The sequence below is a fragment of the Pseudomonas palmensis genome (genome assembly GCF_017848315.1).
Lineage (GTDB): Bacteria > Pseudomonadota > Gammaproteobacteria > Pseudomonadales > Pseudomonadaceae > Aquipseudomonas > Aquipseudomonas palmensis.
The window spans coordinates 37,427-54,459 of sequence record NZ_JAFKEC010000025.1 but is presented as its reverse complement, the minus strand read 5'-3'; the positions used below and the strand labels follow the sequence as shown (position 1 = coordinate 54,459).

The window sequence follows — 17,033 nt, the reverse complement described above, 5'->3', positions numbered from 1 at the left end:
TCTGATTAAGGAGAGAGTGCATGAGCCAGAACAAAACGCTGACCACCGCCAGTGGCGCGCCGGTCGCCGACAACCAGAACTCGCGTTCGGCAGGCCCGCGGGGTCCGTTGTTGCTGGAAGACTTCCACCTGATTGAAAAGCTTGCGCACTTCAACCGCGAGAACATCCCTGAGCGCCGTGTACACGCCAAGGGGTCGGGTGCCTATGGCACGTTTACCGTCAGCCGCGATATCACCCAGTACACCTGCGCCAAGCTGTTCGGCAGCGTCGGCAAGCAGACCGAGACCTTCCTGCGTTTCTCCACCGTGGGTGGCGAGCGGGGTTCGGCCGATACCGAGCGTGACCCTCGGGGTTTTGCACTCAAGTTCTACACCGAGGAAGGCAACTGGGACATCGTGGGCAACAACACGCCGGTGTTCTTCATCCGTGATCCGTTGAAGTTCCCGGACTTCATCCACACCCAGAAGCGCCTGCCTCAAAGCAACCTGAAAAGCCCGCAGATGATGTGGGACTTCTGGTCGCATTCGCCCGAATCGCTGCACCAGGTCACCATCCTGTTTTCCGACCGCGGCATCCCGGACGGTTACCGTCACATGCACGGTTTCGGCAGCCACACCTACAGCCTGATCAACGCACAGGGCCAGCGTACCTGGGTCAAGTGGCACTTCAAGACCAAGCAGGGCATCAAGAACCTGGCGCCTGCCGAGGCGGCCCGCCTGGCCGGTACCGACCCGGATTACGCCCAGCGCGACCTGTTCGAAGCGATCGAGCGCGGTGACTTCCCTAAATGGAGCGTGTGCATCCAGGTCATGAGCGAAGCCGAGGCCGCCAGCCGTGCCGAGAACCCGTTCGACGTGACCAAGACCTGGTCGCAGAAGGACTATCCGCTGATCGAGGTGGGCGAACTGGAGCTCAACCGCAACCCGCTCAACTACTTTGCCGAAGTCGAGCAGGCCGCGTTCGGCCCCAGCAACATGATCCCCGGTGTGGGGCTGTCGCCAGACCGCATGCTGCAGGGCCGCATATTCGCCTACGCAGACGCTCACCGTTACCGTGTGGGTACCAACCACCAGCAACTGCCGGTAAACGCCCCACGCAGCCCGGTGAACAGCTACCAGCGCGATGGTTCGATGGCCTTTGGCAGCAACGGCGGCGCGGCGCCCAACTACGAGCCCAACAGCTACGCCGACGCACCCAAGCAGGCCCCGCAGTACGCTGAGCCTGCACTGGCCCTCGGTGGCGCAGCAGACCGTTACGATCATCGTGAAGACACCGACTACTACAGTCACGCCGGTGCGCTGTTCCGCCTGATGAACGATGAGCAGAAGGCCCTGCTGATCGCCAACATCGCCGGCACCATGGCCAGCGTCTCGCGCGATGTGGTGGAGCGTCAGCTGCAGCACTTCTTCAAGGCCGATCCGGCCTACGGAGGGGGAATCGCAAAGGCATTGGGTCTCAATCTGGCCTAAGTCGAAGTGATAAGAAGAACCGCCCTCATCTGGGCGGTTTTTCAATGCAATTGACTACTGTTTGCCCACTTTTTTAGCGGTTTTAGCGCAATTTGCAGTGACCTTACAGTCATCCTGGTTCAAACTATGGCTTTCACACAGGGAGAGTCAGGGCAATGCAAGGTCACCCGGACGTAATCGATTATCTCAACACGTTGCTGACGGGCGAACTGGCGGCACGTGACCAATACTTCATCCACTCGCGCATGTACGAAGACTGGGGCTTCAGCAAGCTCTACGAGCGTATCAACCACGAGATGGAAGAAGAGGCACAACACGCCGACGCCCTGATGCGCCGCATTCTCATGCTCGAAGGCACCCCGCGCATGCGCCCGGACGACCTGGACATCGGCACCACCGTGCCCGAGATGATCGCCGCCGACCTGCGCCTTGAGTACAAGGTGCGCGCTGCGCTGTGCAAAGGCATCGAGCTGTGCGAGCTGCACAAGGACTACGTCAGCCGTGACATCCTGCGTGTGCAGTTGGCCGACACCGAAGAAGATCACACCTACTGGCTGGAGAAGCAGCAGGGTCTGATCAAGTCGCTGGGCCTGGAGAACTACCTGCAATCGCAGATGTAATCCACCGCGCAACGAACAAGGCCATCGGGGTGTACCCGATGGCCTTTTTTTGTGCCCGCATGCCGCTGTGCAGGAGACGGCAAGGCCGGCTCCTGCAGTTCAGGCCCGGTCGCGCGCCAGCAGCGGCTTGAGGTAATACCCCGTGTGCGACTGCTTCATCTCGGCCAGCTCCTCCGGCGTGCCGCAGGCGATGATCTGTCCGCCCTTGGAGCCGCCTTCCGGCCCAAGGTCCACCAGCCAGTCGGCGGTCTTGATCACGTCCAGGTTGTGCTCGATCACCACCACGGTGTTGCCGTGATCACGCAGGCGATGCAGCACGTCCAGCAGTTGCTGGATATCGGCAAAGTGCAGGCCAGTGGTCGGCTCATCGAGGATGTACAGCGTCTTGCCGGTATCGCGCTTGGACAGCTCGCGTGACAGCTTGACCCGCTGCGCCTCACCACCGGACAGCGTGGTCGCCGACTGGCCCAGCTTGATGTACGACAGGCCCACGTCCATCAGCGTCTGCAGCTTGCGCGCCAGTGCCGGCACCGCATCGAAGAACTCGCGGGCTTCCTCGATGGTCATTTCCAGCACCTCGTGGATGTTCTTGCCCTTGTACTTGATCTCCAGCGTTTCGCGGTTGTAGCGCTTGCTCTTGCACACGTCGCACGGCACGTAGATGTCGGGCAGGAAGTGCATCTCGACCTTGATCAGGCCATCGCCCTGGCACGCCTCGCAGCGCCCGCCCTTGACGTTGAACGAGAAACGCCCCGGCCCGTAGCCGCGCGAGCGCGACTCCGGCACGCCGCTGAACAGCTCGCGGATCGGCGTGAACAGCCCGGTGTAGGTCGCCGGGTTGGAGCGCGGTGTACGCCCGATCGGGCTCTGGTCGATATCCACCACCTTGTCCAGGTGCTGCAGGCCATCGCAGCTGTCGTGGGCCGCAGCTTCCAGCGTGCTGGCACCGTTGAGCGCGGTAGCCGCCAGCGGGAACAGGGTGTTGTTGATCAGCGTCGACTTGCCCGAACCGGACACGCCGGTCACGCAGGTCAGCAGGCCGATCGGGATCTCCAGGTCGACGTTCTGCAGGTTGTTGCCGCGTGCGCCCTTGAGCTTGAGCGACAGCTTCTTGTTGCGCGGGGTGCGCTTGGCCGGCACGGCGATCTTCACGCGGCCCGACAGGTACTTGCCGGTCAGCGAGTCCGGGTGCGCCATCACCTCGGCCGGGGTGCCCTCGGCCACGATCTGGCCGCCATGCACGCCCGCGCCCGGGCCGATATCCACCACGTAGTCGGCCATGCGGATGGCGTCCTCGTCGTGCTCCACCACGATCACCGTGTTGCCGATGTCGCGCAGGTGGTTGAGGGTGCCCAGCAGGCGATCGTTGTCGCGCTGGTGCAGGCCGATGGATGGCTCGTCGAGAATGTACATCACCCCCACCAGGCCGGCGCCGATCTGGCTGGCCAGGCGGATACGCTGGGCCTCGCCGCCCGACAGGGTATCGGCGCTGCGATCCAGCGTCAGGTAGTCCAGGCCCACGTTCACCAGAAACTGCAGGCGTTCGCAGATTTCCTTGAGGATCTTGTCGGCGATCTCGCCACGGCGCCCGGTCAGCTTGAGGCCGCCGAAGTAGTCGCTGGCATCGCCGATCGGCAGGTTGGTAACCGCCGGCAGGGTCTTCTCGCCCACCCACACATGGCGCGCCTCGCGGCGCAGGCGGGTGCCGCGGCAGTCGGGGCAGGGCTGGGTACTAAGGAACTTGGCCAGCTCTTCACGCACGGTGGCCGATTCGGTCTCGCGGTAGCGCCGCTCCAGGTTCGGCACGATGCCCTCGAAGGGGTGCGAGCGCTTGACGATATCGCCCCGGTCGTTGAGGTACTTGAAGTCGACGTTGTGCTTGCCACTGCCGTTCAGGATCACCTTCTGCTGGTCGGCCGGCAGCTCGTTGAACGGCACCTCCAGGCTGAACCCGTAATGCGCGGCCAGCGAGCCGAGCATCTGGAAGTAATACACATTGCGCCGGTCCCAGCCGCGAATCGCGCCCTCGGCCAGGGTCAGCTCGCCGTTGACCAGGCGCTTGATGTCGAAGAACTGCTTCACGCCCAGGCCGTCGCAGGTCGGGCAGGCGCCGGCCGGGTTGTTGAAGGAGAACAGCTTGGGCTCCAGCTCGCTGATCGCGTGGCCGCAGATCGGGCAGGCGAAGCGCGCCGAGAAGATCATCTCTTCACCCGGCTCGTCGTCCATCGGCGCCACCAGGGCGATGCCATCGGCCAGCTTAAGGGCCGTCTCGAACGATTCGGCCAGGCGCTGCTGCAGGTCGTCGCGCACCTTGAAGCGGTCGACCACCACATCGATGCTGTGCTTCTTCTGCTTGTCGAGCTTGGGCAACTCGTCCAGCTCGTACAGCTTGCCGTTGACCCGTGCGCGCACGAAGCCCTGGGCACGCAGCTCTTCGAACACCGCCAGGTGCTCGCCCTTGCGCTCGCGAATCACCGGAGCCAGCAGCATCAGCTTGCTGCCCTCGGGCTGGGCCAGCACCAGGTCGACCATCTGGCTGACAGTCTGGGCTTCGAGCGGGATGTCGTGGTCGGGGCAGCGTGGGGTGCCCACACGGGCATACAGCAGGCGCAGGTAATCGTAGATCTCGGTGATGGTGCCCACGGTCGAGCGCGGGTTGTGCGAGGTCGACTTCTGCTCGATCGAGATGGCCGGCGACAGCCCCTCGATGGTGTCGACGTCTGGCTTTTCCATCATCGACAGGAACTGGCGGGCATACGCCGACAGCGATTCCACGTAGCGACGCTGGCCTTCGGCGTACAGGGTGTCGAACGCCAGCGATGACTTGCCGGACCCGGACAGACCGGTGATGACGATCAGTTTGTCCCGGGGCAGGGTCAGGTCGATGTTCTTAAGGTTGTGGGTACGTGCCCCACGTATCAGGATCTTGTCCACTGCGGCCTCGCTTGGCGGGCATAAACGGAGGAGTATACGGCGCGCTGCCACCACGCGGCAAAGCGTCGCGTATATGCCGTTAACCGATCCGACTGGTAGAATCGCCGCCGGTTCACACGAGGTTTATCCATGCACGATCCCCACAGCGAACGCATGAGCGGCAGCGAGACCCGCGCCGCAGGCGGCCTGGCCCTGGTGTTCGCCTTCCGTATGCTGGGCATGTTCATGGTGCTGCCGGTACTGGCCACCTATGGCATGGACCTGGCGGGCGCCACGCCGGCGCTCATCGGCCTGGCCATCGGTGCCTATGGCCTGACCCAGGCCGTACTGCAGATTCCGTTCGGGGTCATTTCCGACCGCATCGGCCGTCGGCCGGTGATCTACCTGGGGCTGGTGATCTTTGCCCTGGGCAGCGTGCTGGCAGCGCAGGCCGACTCGATCTGGGGCGTGATCGCCGGGCGCATCCTGCAGGGTGCGGGCGCCATCTCCGCCGCGGTCATGGCGTTGCTCTCGGACCTCACCCGCGAACAGCACCGCACCAAGGCCATGGCCATGATCGGCATGAGCATCGGCCTGTCGTTCGCCGTGGCGATGGTCGTGGGGCCTCTGGTAACGCGGGCCTTCGGCCTGTCGGGGTTGTTCCTGGCCACCGCGGCGATGGCGGTGGTGGGCATCGGCCTGATCGCCTTCGTGGTGCCGGCCTCCAACGGCCCGCTGGCGCACCGCGAGTCGGGCGTGGCCAAGCAGGCCCTGGGGCCGACCCTGCGTCACCCCGACCTGCTACGCCTGGACGTCGGCATCTTCGTGCTGCACGCCATCCTCATGGCCAGCTTCGTCGCCTTGCCGCTGGCGTTCGTGGAGCGTGGCGGGTTGCCGAAAGAGGAGCACTGGTGGGTCTACCTCACCGCCTTGCTGGTTTCATTCTTCGCAATGATTCCGTTCATCATCTACGGTGAAAAAAAGCGCAAGATGAAACGTGTCCTGCTGGGCGCGGTCAGTGTGCTCATGCTCACAGAGCTGTTTTTCTGGGAGCTGGGCAACAGCCTGCAGTCACTGGTGATCGGCACGGTGATCTTCTTCACCGCCTTCAACCTGCTCGAAGCCTCGTTGCCTTCGCTGATCAGCAAGGTGTCGCCGGCCGGTGGCAAGGGCACGGCGATGGGGGTGTACTCCACCAGCCAGTTCCTGGGGGCGGCGCTGGGCGGGATCATGGGTGGCTGGTTGTTCCAGCATGGCGGCTTGAGCGTGGTTTTCCTGGGGTGCGCAGGCCTCTGTGCCCTTTGGTTGGCCATAGCTGTTACTATGCGCGAACCACCTTACGTGACGAGCCTGCGCTTGCCGTTGTCGCCAGAAGCGATGCGCGAAGCGGGCTTGACCGAGCGCCTCAAGGCCGTGCCGGGTGTGACCGACGCAGTGGTGGTGGCAGAGGAAGCCGCCATCTATATCAAACTGGATACACAAATTTTGGATCGTACGGCCCTGGAGCTGCTGGTAAACCCGGCGCCCGCGGCGTGCCAAGCCTAGGAGAACGTTATGGCCCGTGGGGTTAACAAAGTCATTTTGGTCGGCACTTGCGGCCAGGACCCTGAAGTTCGCCACCTGCCCAACGGCAACGCGGTGACCAACCTCAGCCTGGCCACCAGCGAGCAGTGGACCGACAAGCAGACCGGCCAGAAGGTCGAGCGTACCGAGTGGCACCGAGTGTCGATGTTCGGCAAGGTTGCCGAGATTGCCGGCGAGTACCTGCGCAAGGGTTCGCAGGTGTACATCGAGGGCAAGCTGCAGACCCGCGAGTGGGAAAAGGACGGCATCAAGCGTTACACCACCGAGATCATCGTCGACATGCAGGGCACCATGCAGCTGCTGGGTGGTCGTCCGCAAAACCAGGACGGTTCGCAGCAGGGTGGCAACAACTACAACCAGGCCCCACGTCAGCAGGCGCCTCAGCAGCGTCCGCAGCAGGCCCCTCAGCAGCGCCCTGCGCCGCAACAGCCTGCGCCGCAGCCGGCTGCCGACTTCGACAGCTTCGATGACGACATCCCGTTCTGAGCCCTGGCCAACGCCGCGCTTCAAGACAAACGCCCGATGCGCAGCATCGGGCGTTTTGCGTTCTGGGGAAACCTCGGTGGGCGGTGGCCCTGACACGCTTGCGATGTTCAGCGCACGTGCGGGCCTCGCGGTACCTCTAGCGGGCCGCCAGGAGGTGAAGCGGCCCGTGAGCACTCACGCCGCGGCCACGCCTTGGCCCACCAGCCCGGCCAGTGCATTGAGCATCGGTGCGCGATACTCCACGTCCTTCTCGTTCCAGTACACATGACCGGCTGGCAGGTCGACATTGAAGAAGCTTTCGTAGTAGCTGCCTGGCGCCGAATCCGAACGGTCGTTGCCGAACACCTTCAGGCGCACCGCACCCGCTTCAAGCCCGGTGTCCGCCTGGTGCAGCGCAATCACGCTGAAGCGCTCGCCGACCGCCCCGGGGCCATCGACCAGCTCGATTTCATACAGCTGTGCCAGCGCCTCGATGAACCGCTCGGTCTCCAGGCCCAGCGACGAGATCTCGAGCCCGTCGCTGTAGAAGTGCGCCTGTATCACGTTCATCTCACCATCGAACCCCGGCTGCACGTCGCGCCGCAGCCGCGCCCGCACACCCACCGAGTGCCCGGCGAACGCGGCACGCAGGTCAAAGTGGTAGTGCACGTCATCCTGCATCAGGTGCTGCACCTGAAACACGCAGTCCACAAAACCTTCTTCGCCAAACTGCTCCAGCAGCGGCAACCCGTTCTTGTCCAATTGCATCATGCAGTCCCTTGGCGATGGTGGTCAGGCTGGCGATTATGCACCCGTTGCACGCATCGATAATCCGTTTTAATGGTGCTTGGCCCGATCTTGGCTAGAGTGAATATTGACGACCACCCAGTGGCCGCCACCGTGACTGTTCACGAGACGCCGGCAATGCTCCGCGCGTCCACCACCTGATCAGGAGTGCACGATGGATCTCAACCGTCGGCAATTTTTCAAGGTCGCCGCCATCGGCCTTGGAGGTTCGAGCCTGGCGGCGCTGGGCATGGCCCCCACGCCGGCCTTCGCCGAACAGATACGCCACTTCAAGCTGGCCCGCACCAAGGAAACCCGCAACACCTGCCCCTACTGCTCGGTCGGCTGCGGCCTGATCCTGTACAGCCAGGGCGATGCGGGCAAGAACGTGGCGCAGAGCATCATCCACGTCGAAGGCGACGCCGATCACCCGGTCAACCGCGGCACCCTGTGCCCTAAAGGTGCAGGCCTGCTGGACTTTATCCACAGCCCCAGTCGCCTGCAGTACCCGCAGGTGCGCAAGCCGGGCAGCAACGAGTGGACGCGCGTCAGCTGGGATGAGGCCATGGACCGCGTGGCCGAGCTGGTCAAGGCCGACCGCGACGCCAACTTCATCGAGAAAAACGCCCAGGGCCAGACCGTCAACCGCTGGCTCAGCACCGGGTTCCTCGCGGCCTCGGCGGCTTCCAGCGAAGCCGGCTACCTGACCCACAAGGTCATTCGCAGTTTGGGCATGCTGGGGTTCGACAACCAGGCGCGTGTCTGACACGGCCCGACGGTGGCAAGTCTTGCCCCGACGTACGGCCGTGGTGCCATGACCAATCACTGGACCGATATCGCCAACGCGAACCTGATCCTGGTGATGGGCGGCAACGCAGCAGAAGCGCACCCGTGCGGTTTCAAATGGGTGACCGAAGCCAAGGCGCACAACCAGGCGCGGCTGATCGTGGTCGACCCACGGTTTACCCGTACCGCCTCGGTGGCCGATTACTACGCGCCGATTCGCACCGGCAGCGACATCGCCTTCATGGGCGGCCTGATCAACTATCTGCTCAGCACTGACCAGATCCAGCACGAGTACGTGCGCAACTACACCGACGTGTCGTTCATCGTCAAAGCCGGCTTCGGCTTCGAGGACGGGCTGTTCAGTGGCTACGATGCGGCCAAGCGTACCTATGCCGACAAGTCCGGTTGGGGCTACGAACTGGGTGAAGACGGTTTCGCCAAGGTCGACCCGACCTTGCAGGACCCGCGCTGCGTCTACCAGCTGATGAAGCAGCACTACAGCCGCTACACCCCGGAGCTCGCCAGCATGACCTGCGGCATGCCCCAGGCCAGCATGCAGAAGATCTGGGAAGAGATCGCCACCTGCTCCACACCCGGCAAGACCATGACCATCCTCTATGCCCTGGGCTGGACCCAGCATTCGATCGGTGCGCAGATCATCCGCAGCGCGGCGATGGTGCAACTGCTGCTGGGCAACGTCGGCATGCCGGGTGGCGGGGTCAACGCCCTGCGCGGGCACTCCAACATCCAGGGCCTGACCGACCTGGGCCTGCTGTCCAACTCCTTGCCGGGCTACCTGACCCTGCCCGGTGATGCCGAGCAGGACTACGACGGCTACATCGCCAAGCGCGCCCTCAAGCCGCTGCGCCCTGGGCAGCTGTCGTACTGGCAGAACTACGGCAAGTTCCATGTCAGCCTGATGAAGGCCTGGTATGGCGCCAACGCCACTGCCGAGAACCACTGGGGCTACGACTGGCTGCCCAAGCTCGACATCCCAGGCTACGACGTGCTCAAGATGTTCGACATGATGGGCAGGGGCGAGGTGCACGGCTATATGTGCCAGGGCTTCAACCCGATTGCTGCGCTGCCCGACAAGAACCGCGTCACTGCCGCGCTCAGCAAGCTCAAGTGGCTGGTGGTGATGGACCCGCTGGCCACCGAAACCTCGGAGTTCTGGCGCAACGCAGGGCCGTACAACGACGTCAGCACGGCCGACATCGCCACCGAGGTCATCCGCCTGCCCACCACCTGCTTCGCCGAGGAGGACGGCTCGCTGGTCAACAGCAGCCGCTGGCTGCAGTGGCACTGGAAGGGCGCCGACGGCCCGGGCGAAACCCGTACCGACGTGCGCATCATGAGCGACCTGTTCCTGCGCCTGCGTGAACGCTACCGCGCCGAGGGTGGCGCGTTTGCCGAACCGCTGCTCAACCTCAGCTGGCCGTACAAGGTCGCCGACGAACCCTCCCCCGAAGAGCTGGCCAGGGAGCTCAACGGCGTGGCCGTGACCGATCAGGTCGATGCCACCGGCGCTGCGCTCAAGGGCGGCCAGCAACTGTCGGGGTTCGCCCAGCTCAAGGACGATGGCAGTACCGCGTCCGGCTGCTGGATCTTCTGCGGCAGCTGGACCGAGCAGGGCAACCAGATGGCTCGGCGCGACAACAGCGACCCGTATGGCATGAAGCAGAACCTGGGCTGGGCCTGGGCCTGGCCGATGAACCGGCGAATCCTCTACAACCGTGCCTCGGCCACCCCGCAAGGCCAGCCCTGGGACCCGAAAAAACGCCTGGTATGGTGGAACGGCAAGGCCTGGACCGGCACCGACACCCCGGACTACAAGGCCGACGTGCCCCCCGAGGCGGGCATGAACCCGTTCATCATGAACCCCGAAGGGGTGGCCCGGTTCTTCGCCGTCGACAAGATGGCCGAAGGCCCGTTCCCCGAGCACTACGAACCCTTCGAGACGCCGATCGGGATCAACCCGCTGCACCCCACCAACAAGAAGGCCACCAGCAACCCGGCCGGACGCATCTTCGACTCGGTGTGGGACACCCTCGGCCAGGCCAAGGACTACCCCTACGCGGCCACCACCTACCGGCTGACCGAGCACTTTCACTTCTGGAGCAAGCATGCGCGCCTGAACGCCATCGCCCAGCCCGAGCAGTTCGTCGAGATCGGTGAAGTGCTGGCGCAACAGAAGGGTATCCAGGCCGGCGACCGGGTGCGGGTGAGTTGCAAGCGTGGGCATATCGAGGCGGTGGCGGTCGTCACCAAGCGGATTCGTCCGCTGCAGGTCAACAACCAGACCGTGCACCAGGTCGGTATCCCGCTGCACTGGGGCTTCACCGGGCTGACGCGGCATGGCTACCTGACCAACACCCTGGTGCCGTTCCTCGGCGATGGCAATACACAGACCCCGGAATCGAAGTCGTTCCTGGTCAACGTGGAGAAAATCTGATGGCCAGCCAAGACATCATTGCCCGTTCGGCCACCACCACGCTGCCCCCCTCGGTGCGCCAGCAGGAGCAGGTCGCCAAGCTGATCGACACCACCAAGTGCATCGGCTGCAAGGCCTGCCAGGTGGCGTGTTCGGAATGGAACGAGCTGCGCGACGAGGTGGGTCACAACCACGGCACCTATGACAACCCGCAGGACCTCAGTGCTGAAAGCTGGACGCTGATGCGCTTCACCGAGCACGAGACCGCCGACGGCAACCTGGAGTGGCTGATCCGCAAGGATGGCTGCATGCACTGCGCCGACCCCGGGTGCCTCAAGGCCTGTCCCAGCCCGGGGGCGATCATCAAGCACGCCAACGGCATCGTCGACTTCAACCAGGACCACTGCATCGGCTGCGGCTACTGCATCACCGGCTGCCCGTTCAACATCCCGCGCATCTCGCAGAAGGATCACAAGGCCTACAAGTGCACCCTGTGTTCCGACCGCGTGGCCGTGGGGCTGGAGCCGGCCTGCGTGAAGACCTGTCCCACCGGCGCCATCGTGTTCGGCAGCAAGACCGACATGCAGGAGCACGCCGCCGAACGCATCGTCGACCTCAAGTCGCGGGGCTTCGAGCATGCCGGCCTGTACGACCCGGACGGCGTGGGTGGCACCCATGTGATGTACGTGCTGCACCACGCCGACACGCCGCGCGTGTACGCGGGGCTGCCCGACAACCCGGTGATCAGCCCGCTGGTCGGGCTGTGGAAGGGCGTGAGCAAACCGCTGGCGCTGCTGGCCATGGGTGCGGCGGTGCTGGCCGGGTTCTTCCACTACGTGCGCATCGGCCCGCAGCGGGTCGAGGAAGAGGATGACGAGCATCCTGACACCAGCGTGCATCAGGTCGACCCGTCGGTGCATGTGTATGACCCGGGCAAGCCCACCGCACCAGGGGAGCAACGGCCATGAAGCACAAGCCGATACTGCGTTACACCGCCAACGAGCGCACCAACCACTGGCTGGTGGCGATCCTGTTCTTCATGGCGGCACTGTCGGGGCTGGCGCTGTTTCACCCGGCGCTGTTCTGGCTCAGCCACCTGTTCGGCGGCGGGCCGTGGACGCGCATCCTGCACCCGTTCATGGGTGTGCTGATGTTCGTGCTGTTCCTGGGGCTGGTGCTGCGCTTCTGGCGGGCCAACTTCATCACCGCCACCGACCGGCAGTGGCTGCGCCGGGTCGACCGGGTGATCCGCAACGAGGAGGAGGGCGTACCACCGGTGGGCAAGTACAACGCCGGGCAGAAGTTGCTGTTCTGGACCCTGCTGGCGTGCATGCTGGTGCTGCTGGTGAGTGGCGTGGTGATCTGGCGTGCCTACTTCAGCGCGTACTTCGGTATCGACACCATTCGCCTGGCCACCCTGCTGCATGCCCTGGCCGGCTTCGTGCTGGTGCTGAGCATCATCGTGCACATCTATGCCGGCATCTGGATCAAGGGCTCGGTCAGCGCGATGCTGCATGGCTGGGTCAGCCGCGCGTGGGCGCGCAAGCACCATGCGCTATGGTACCGGGAGGTCACTCGGGACGAGCGGCCCGACACGCACAAAGGAGCCAAGCCTTGAGTACCGTGATGGAACCCGATCAGATCCAGGCGTCGGCCAGTTCGCCGCCGTTTCTGCACCCGCCACCGCCCCAGCTGTTTGCGCTGCGTGCCGAACGCCTCGACCTGCTGGCCGAGGGGCATGCGCTGGGCGACTACCTGCGCTTCGTGGCCGGGTTGTGCCGCGTGCAGCAGGGGTTGCTGGACAACCCGCCGGCAGCGGCCATGCCCGACCCGCAGCGCCTGCAACTGTGCGTGACCCACGGCCTGGCGCCACTGGCCGCCGACAGCCTGGTGCGCGAGGGCGCCTGGCAGGGCTGGCTGGATGCCCTGTTGCAACGCTACGAGGCGTCTTCGCCGCTGGCGCATCAGGCCCAGACGCAATTGCGCGAGGCCGGGGCAGGGCAGCGCATGGTGTGGGCGCTGGCACTGCTGGGCGGGCAGTACAGCGCGGTGCCGGCGGCGCTGGTGCCGTTTCTGGGGGCCGCGCTGCAGGCGGCGTGGAGCCATTGGCTGCTGGCCATGCCCGGCGTCGAACTCAAGCCCGGCGACAGCCTGGGGCAGTGCCCGGCATGTGGTTCGCCGGCGATGGCGGGGGTAATCCGCCACCGCGGCAAGTACAACGGCCTGCGCTATCTGGTGTGTGCGTTGTGTGCCTGTGAATGGCATGCAGTGCGGGTCAAGTGCGTGTATTGCGAGCAAAGCAAGGGCTTGCAGTACTTCAGCCTGGAGGATGACCGCCATGTCGCCGGGCAGGCGCCGTTGCGGGCCGAATGCTGCCCCGAATGCCACAGTTACCTGAAGCTGGTCTACCTTGAAAGCGATGCGCAATCGGAGGCCCTGTCGGCAGACCTGGCCAGTCTGGCACTGGACATGCGCCTGGATCAGGAGGGCTACCAGCGCCTGGCGCCGAACCTGTTGCTGGCCCCAGGCCTGTAGGGCCGGCCTTGCGCGAAGGGCGCACTACACTGTGGGATCCGTCCCTGCGCGGTGTTCCATTCGCCGGCAAGGCCGGCTCCTACATAGGCCGGAGCGTTTTTGCATGTCCTCCAACGTCACTCAGTGCACCCACCGTCTACCCTCCATCGACACCCTCCTGCGCAGCCCCGCCTGCGTTCCCCTGGTGGACCGCTACGGCCGCGACGCCGTGCTCGCCACCTTGCGCCAACTGCTCGATGACCTGCGCGAGCCCGCCCGCCACGGCCAGCTCGGCGCTGCCGAACTGGCCCCCGAGGTGCTCGCCGGCCGCACCAACGAACGCCTCGCCGCCCGGCACCGCAGCCACATCCGCCGGGTGTTCAACCTCACCGGCACCGTGCTGCACACCAACCTGGGCCGCGCGCTGCTGCCGGAAGCCGCCATCGAGGCCGTCCAGCTTGCCGCGCGCCACCCCCTCAACCTCGAGTTCGACCTGGACAGCGGCAAGCGCGGCGACCGTGACGACCTGATCGAAGGCCTGATCCGCGAGCTCACCGGCGCCGAGGCCGTGACCGTGGTCAACAACAATGCCGCCGCCGTGCTGCTGGCGCTCAACAGCCTGGGCGCGCGCAAGGAGGGCATCATTTCGCGCGGCGAACTGATCGAGATCGGTGGTGCATTCCGCATCCCCGACATCATGGCCCGCGCGGGGGTCAGGCTGCACGAGGTGGGCACCACCAATCGCACCCACGCCCGCGACTACGAAGCGGCAATCAACCCGCGCAGCGGCCTGCTGATGCGCGTGCATTGCAGCAATTACAGCATTGAAGGCTTCACCAGCCATGTGCCCACCGCCGAGCTGGCGCAACTGGCCCACCAGCACGGCCTGCCGCTGCTCGAAGACCTGGGCAGCGGCAGCCTGCTCGACCTGACCCGCTGGGGCCTGCCCGCCGAACCCACGGTGCGTCAGGCCCTGGCCGATGGCGCCGATATCGTTACCTTCAGCGGCGACAAGCTGCTCGGCGGTCCGCAGGCCGGGATCATCGTGGGCAGCAAGGCGCTGATCGCGCGCATCAAGAAGAACCCGCTCAAGCGTGCCCTGCGGGTCGACAAGTTGACCCTCGCCGCGCTGGAAGCGGTGCTGGGCCTGTACCGCGACCCCGACCGCCTGGCCGAGCGCCTGCCCAGCCTGCGCCTGCTGACCCGGCCGCAAGCCGAGATCCTGGCCCAGGCCGAACGCCTGGCGCCGCGCATGGCACAGGCGTTGGGCGCGTCGTGGAGCGTTGCCGCGCTGCCTGCACTGGGCATGATCGGCAGCGGCAGCCAGCCGGTGGCACGCCTGCCCAGTGCTGCGCTGTGCATGCGCCCACAGGTGTCCAAGCGCCTGCGCGGTCGCAGCCTGCTGGCGCTGGAAGCGGCCTTGCGCGCGTTGCCCATCCCGGTGCTCGGGCGCCTGGACGACGACGCGCTGTGGCTCGACCTGCGCCAGCTGGATGACGAACCCGCGTGGCTGGCGCAGCTGGCGCAACTGGCGGTACTGCCCACGTGATCGTCGGCACCGCCGGGCACATCGACCATGGCAAGACCGCGCTGCTCGAAGCCCTCACCGGCCAGGCTGGCGACCATCGGCGCGAAGAGCGTGAACGCGGCATCACCATCGACCTTGGCTACCGTTATGCAGCGCTGGCGGCGGATGCGCCTTTGACCGGCTTTGTCGACGTGCCGGGCCACGAGCGGTTTATCCACAATATGCTGGCCGGCGCCCAGGGTATCGACCTGGTGCTGCTGGTGGTGGCGGCCGACGACGGGGTGATGCCCCAGACCCGCGAGCACCTGGCCATCGTCGAACTGCTGGGCATCGCGCAGGCGCTGGTGGCCATCACCAAATGCGACCGGGTCGAGCCGGCGCGGGTGCAGGCGGTGCAGGCCCAGGTGCGCGGGCTGCTTGCGCCGGGACCGTATGCCGGGGCGGCGCAGTTCGCGGTGTCGAGTGTCAGCGGCCAGGGTATCGAGGCACTGCGTCGGGCATTGCTCGCCGCGCAGCACGCCCTGCAGCCGCGTAGCCAGGGTGGCGCTTTTCGCCTGGCCATCGACCGGGCCTTCAGCGTGGCCGGGGCCGGTATCGTGGTCACGGGCACCGCGTTGTCCGGGCAGGTTCAGGTGGGCGACAGCCTGGTGCTGGGCAAGGCGGGCAAACCGGTGCGGGTGCGCGGCCTGCACGCGCAGAACCAGGTCGCGACCCAGGCCTTCGCCGGGCAGCGCGTGGCCCTGAACATCAGCGCCGAGCGGCTGGCGCTGGAGCATATCCACCGCGGTGACTGGCTGCTGGCCGAGTGGCTGCATGCGCCCACTCAGCGGCTGGATATCGAACTGCACCTGCTGGCCGGGGAAGCTCGTGCACTCGAGCACTTCAGCCCGGTGCACCTGCACCTGGGCACCCAGGATGTCACCGCCCGCGTGGCATTGCTGGAGGGCGAGCGGTTGGCGCCCGGGGCGCGCATGTTCGCGCAGTTGCTGGTCAACGCGCCGGTGCAGGCGGTGCATGGCGACCCCGTGGTGCTGCGCGACCAGAGCGCCCAGCGCACCCTTGGCGGCGGGCGCATACTCGATCCATTCGCCCCGGCCCGCCAGCGCCGCAGCCCGCAGCGGCTGGCGCAGCTGCAGGCACTGGCGGCGGCCGACAGCCTGGAACAGGCCTTGCCGGCGCTGCTTGCGCAAGGCACGGGCGGGCTCGACCCACAGCGCCTGGAGCGCCAGTTCAATCGCTTGCGCAACCACTGGCGGCTGGATGCGCAGGTGCAGGTGGTGGCCACGCGGCAGGGGCCGCTGCTGTTCGACACGACGCAATGGCAGGCGCTCAAGGCCCGGGTGCTGGCGCAACTGGCGCGTTTTCACGAGCTCGAACCCGACCAGCTCGGCCCTGACCGCGACCGCCTGCGCCGTTTCGCCAGCCTGGCACTGGAGCGGCCGGCGTTCATCAGCCTGGTGGACGAGTTGCTGGGCGAGCAGGCGATTGCCAGCAGCGGCCCGTGGCTGCACCTGCCCACGCACCAGGCGCGCCTGAACGAGGCCGACACGGCGCTCTGGCAACAGGTGCAACCGTTGCTGCTGGCGGCGCGTTTCGATCCGCCCTGGGTGCGCGACCTGGCCCGCGCCACCGGCAGCGAAGAAGCCGAGGTACGGCTGCTGCTGCGCAAGATGGCGCGTCTGGGCCAGGTGCACCAGGTGGTGCGCGATCTGTTCTATCCCGAGGCCACAGTGCGGCAAATGGCGGCTATGCTGTTGCGCATGGCGGGTGATGAGGTGCAGGTGACGGTTTTTCGTGATGCGCTGGGTATCGGGCGCAAGCGCAGCATCCAGGTGCTGGAATACTTCGATCGCATCGGCCTGACCCGGCGCCTGGGCGACCAGCGCCGCATCCGCCGCGACAATGCCCTGGCTCAACCGGGCGACAACTGAATT

At 65.7% G+C, this 17,033-nt stretch carries 12 protein-coding genes; 10 read left to right on the top strand and 2 right to left on the bottom strand.

The features are described 5' to 3' along the window. Positions 1-20: 20 nt before the first annotated feature. Positions 21-1,469: a catalase gene (locus tag JZZ72_RS14965; protein WP_210014653.1), complete on the top strand. Its 1,449-nt coding sequence runs from the start codon at positions 21-23 to the stop codon at positions 1,467-1,469. Between the two features lie 155 nt (positions 1,470-1,624). Further along, positions 1,625-2,089, top strand: a complete 465-nt coding sequence (gene bfr / locus JZZ72_RS14960) for a bacterioferritin (RefSeq protein WP_043861921.1) — start codon at positions 1,625-1,627, stop codon at positions 2,087-2,089. A gap of 99 nt (positions 2,090-2,188) precedes the next feature. On the opposite strand, the gene uvrA is transcribed toward bfr, so the two are convergent. Then, on the bottom strand, positions 2,189-5,023 hold the full coding sequence (gene uvrA, locus JZZ72_RS14955; protein WP_043861920.1) for an excinuclease ABC subunit UvrA: 2,835 nt from the start codon (positions 5,021-5,023) through the stop codon (positions 2,189-2,191). Positions 5,024-5,152: 129 nt separating this feature from the next. Here uvrA and JZZ72_RS14950 point away from each other — a divergent pair, with 129 nt between their 5' ends. Both JZZ72_RS14950 and JZZ72_RS14945 read left to right on the top strand, forming a co-directional pair. Further along, positions 5,153-6,547 (top strand): MFS transporter, encoded by a 1,395-nt coding sequence (locus tag JZZ72_RS14950; RefSeq protein ID WP_054916437.1) that lies wholly within the window; start codon positions 5,153-5,155, stop codon positions 6,545-6,547. Positions 6,548-6,556: 9 nt separating this feature from the next. Next, positions 6,557-7,072 (top strand): single-stranded DNA-binding protein, encoded by a 516-nt coding sequence (locus tag JZZ72_RS14945; RefSeq protein WP_043861918.1) that lies wholly within the window; start codon positions 6,557-6,559, stop codon positions 7,070-7,072. A gap of 174 nt (positions 7,073-7,246) precedes the next feature. Here JZZ72_RS14945 and JZZ72_RS14940 read toward each other — a convergent pair whose 3' ends face one another. After that, entirely contained in the window at positions 7,247-7,819 is a 573-nt protein-coding gene (locus tag JZZ72_RS14940; RefSeq protein ID WP_052504272.1) for a hypothetical protein, read from the bottom strand. Between the two features lie 193 nt (positions 7,820-8,012). Here JZZ72_RS14940 and fdnG point away from each other — a divergent pair, with 193 nt between their 5' ends. The 6 genes from fdnG to selB all read left to right on the top strand — a co-directional run bounded on the left by fdnG (position 8,013) and on the right by selB (position 17,030). After that, the gene (fdnG, locus tag JZZ72_RS14935) at positions 8,013-11,078 is read left to right on the top strand and encodes a formate dehydrogenase-N subunit alpha (RefSeq protein ID WP_146094976.1); all 3,066 of its coding nucleotides are present in this window, start codon (positions 8,013-8,015) and stop codon (positions 11,076-11,078) included. Continuing rightward, positions 11,078-12,025 carry a formate dehydrogenase subunit beta gene (fdxH, locus tag JZZ72_RS14930; RefSeq protein WP_043861915.1) on the top strand — a complete coding sequence of 316 codons (948 nt, stop codon included), beginning with the start codon at positions 11,078-11,080 and terminating at the stop codon, positions 12,023-12,025. Before fdnG ends, fdxH begins: the two co-directional genes overlap by 1 nt. Next, on the top strand, positions 12,022-12,675 hold the full coding sequence (locus JZZ72_RS14925; protein WP_088514373.1) for a formate dehydrogenase subunit gamma: 654 nt from the start codon (positions 12,022-12,024) through the stop codon (positions 12,673-12,675). The genes fdxH and JZZ72_RS14925 overlap by 4 nt, the downstream gene beginning before the upstream one ends. Next, positions 12,672-13,592 carry a formate dehydrogenase accessory protein FdhE gene (fdhE, locus tag JZZ72_RS14920; protein WP_210014652.1) on the top strand — a complete coding sequence of 307 codons (921 nt, stop codon included), beginning with the start codon at positions 12,672-12,674 and terminating at the stop codon, positions 13,590-13,592. The genes JZZ72_RS14925 and fdhE overlap by 4 nt, the downstream gene beginning before the upstream one ends. A gap of 103 nt (positions 13,593-13,695) precedes the next feature. After that, positions 13,696-15,120, top strand: coding sequence for an L-seryl-tRNA(Sec) selenium transferase (gene selA, locus JZZ72_RS14915; protein WP_210014651.1), 1,425 nt, complete (start codon positions 13,696-13,698; stop codon positions 15,118-15,120). Next, positions 15,117-17,030 (top strand): selenocysteine-specific translation elongation factor, encoded by a 1,914-nt coding sequence (selB, locus tag JZZ72_RS14910; protein ID WP_210014656.1) that lies wholly within the window; start codon positions 15,117-15,119, stop codon positions 17,028-17,030. Before selA ends, selB begins: the two co-directional genes overlap by 4 nt. Positions 17,031-17,033: the final 3 nt, after the last annotated feature.

Coding starts and splice junctions, on each gene's coding strand:
- JZZ72_RS14965 (WP_210014653.1), top strand. CDS start 21: ATGAGCCAGAACAAAACGCTGACCACCGCCAGTGGCGCGCCGGTCGCC.
- bfr (WP_043861921.1), top strand. CDS start 1,625: ATGCAAGGTCACCCGGACGTAATCGATTATCTCAACACGTTGCTGACG.
- JZZ72_RS14950 (WP_054916437.1), top strand. CDS start 5,153: ATGCACGATCCCCACAGCGAACGCATGAGCGGCAGCGAGACCCGCGCC.
- JZZ72_RS14945 (WP_043861918.1), top strand. CDS start 6,557: ATGGCCCGTGGGGTTAACAAAGTCATTTTGGTCGGCACTTGCGGCCAG.
- JZZ72_RS14940 (WP_052504272.1), bottom strand. CDS start 7,819: ATGCAATTGGACAAGAACGGGTTGCCGCTGCTGGAGCAGTTTGGCGAA.
- fdxH (WP_043861915.1), top strand. CDS start 11,078: ATGGCCAGCCAAGACATCATTGCCCGTTCGGCCACCACCACGCTGCCC.
- JZZ72_RS14925 (WP_088514373.1), top strand. CDS start 12,022: ATGAAGCACAAGCCGATACTGCGTTACACCGCCAACGAGCGCACCAAC.
- selA (WP_210014651.1), top strand. CDS start 13,696: ATGTCCTCCAACGTCACTCAGTGCACCCACCGTCTACCCTCCATCGAC.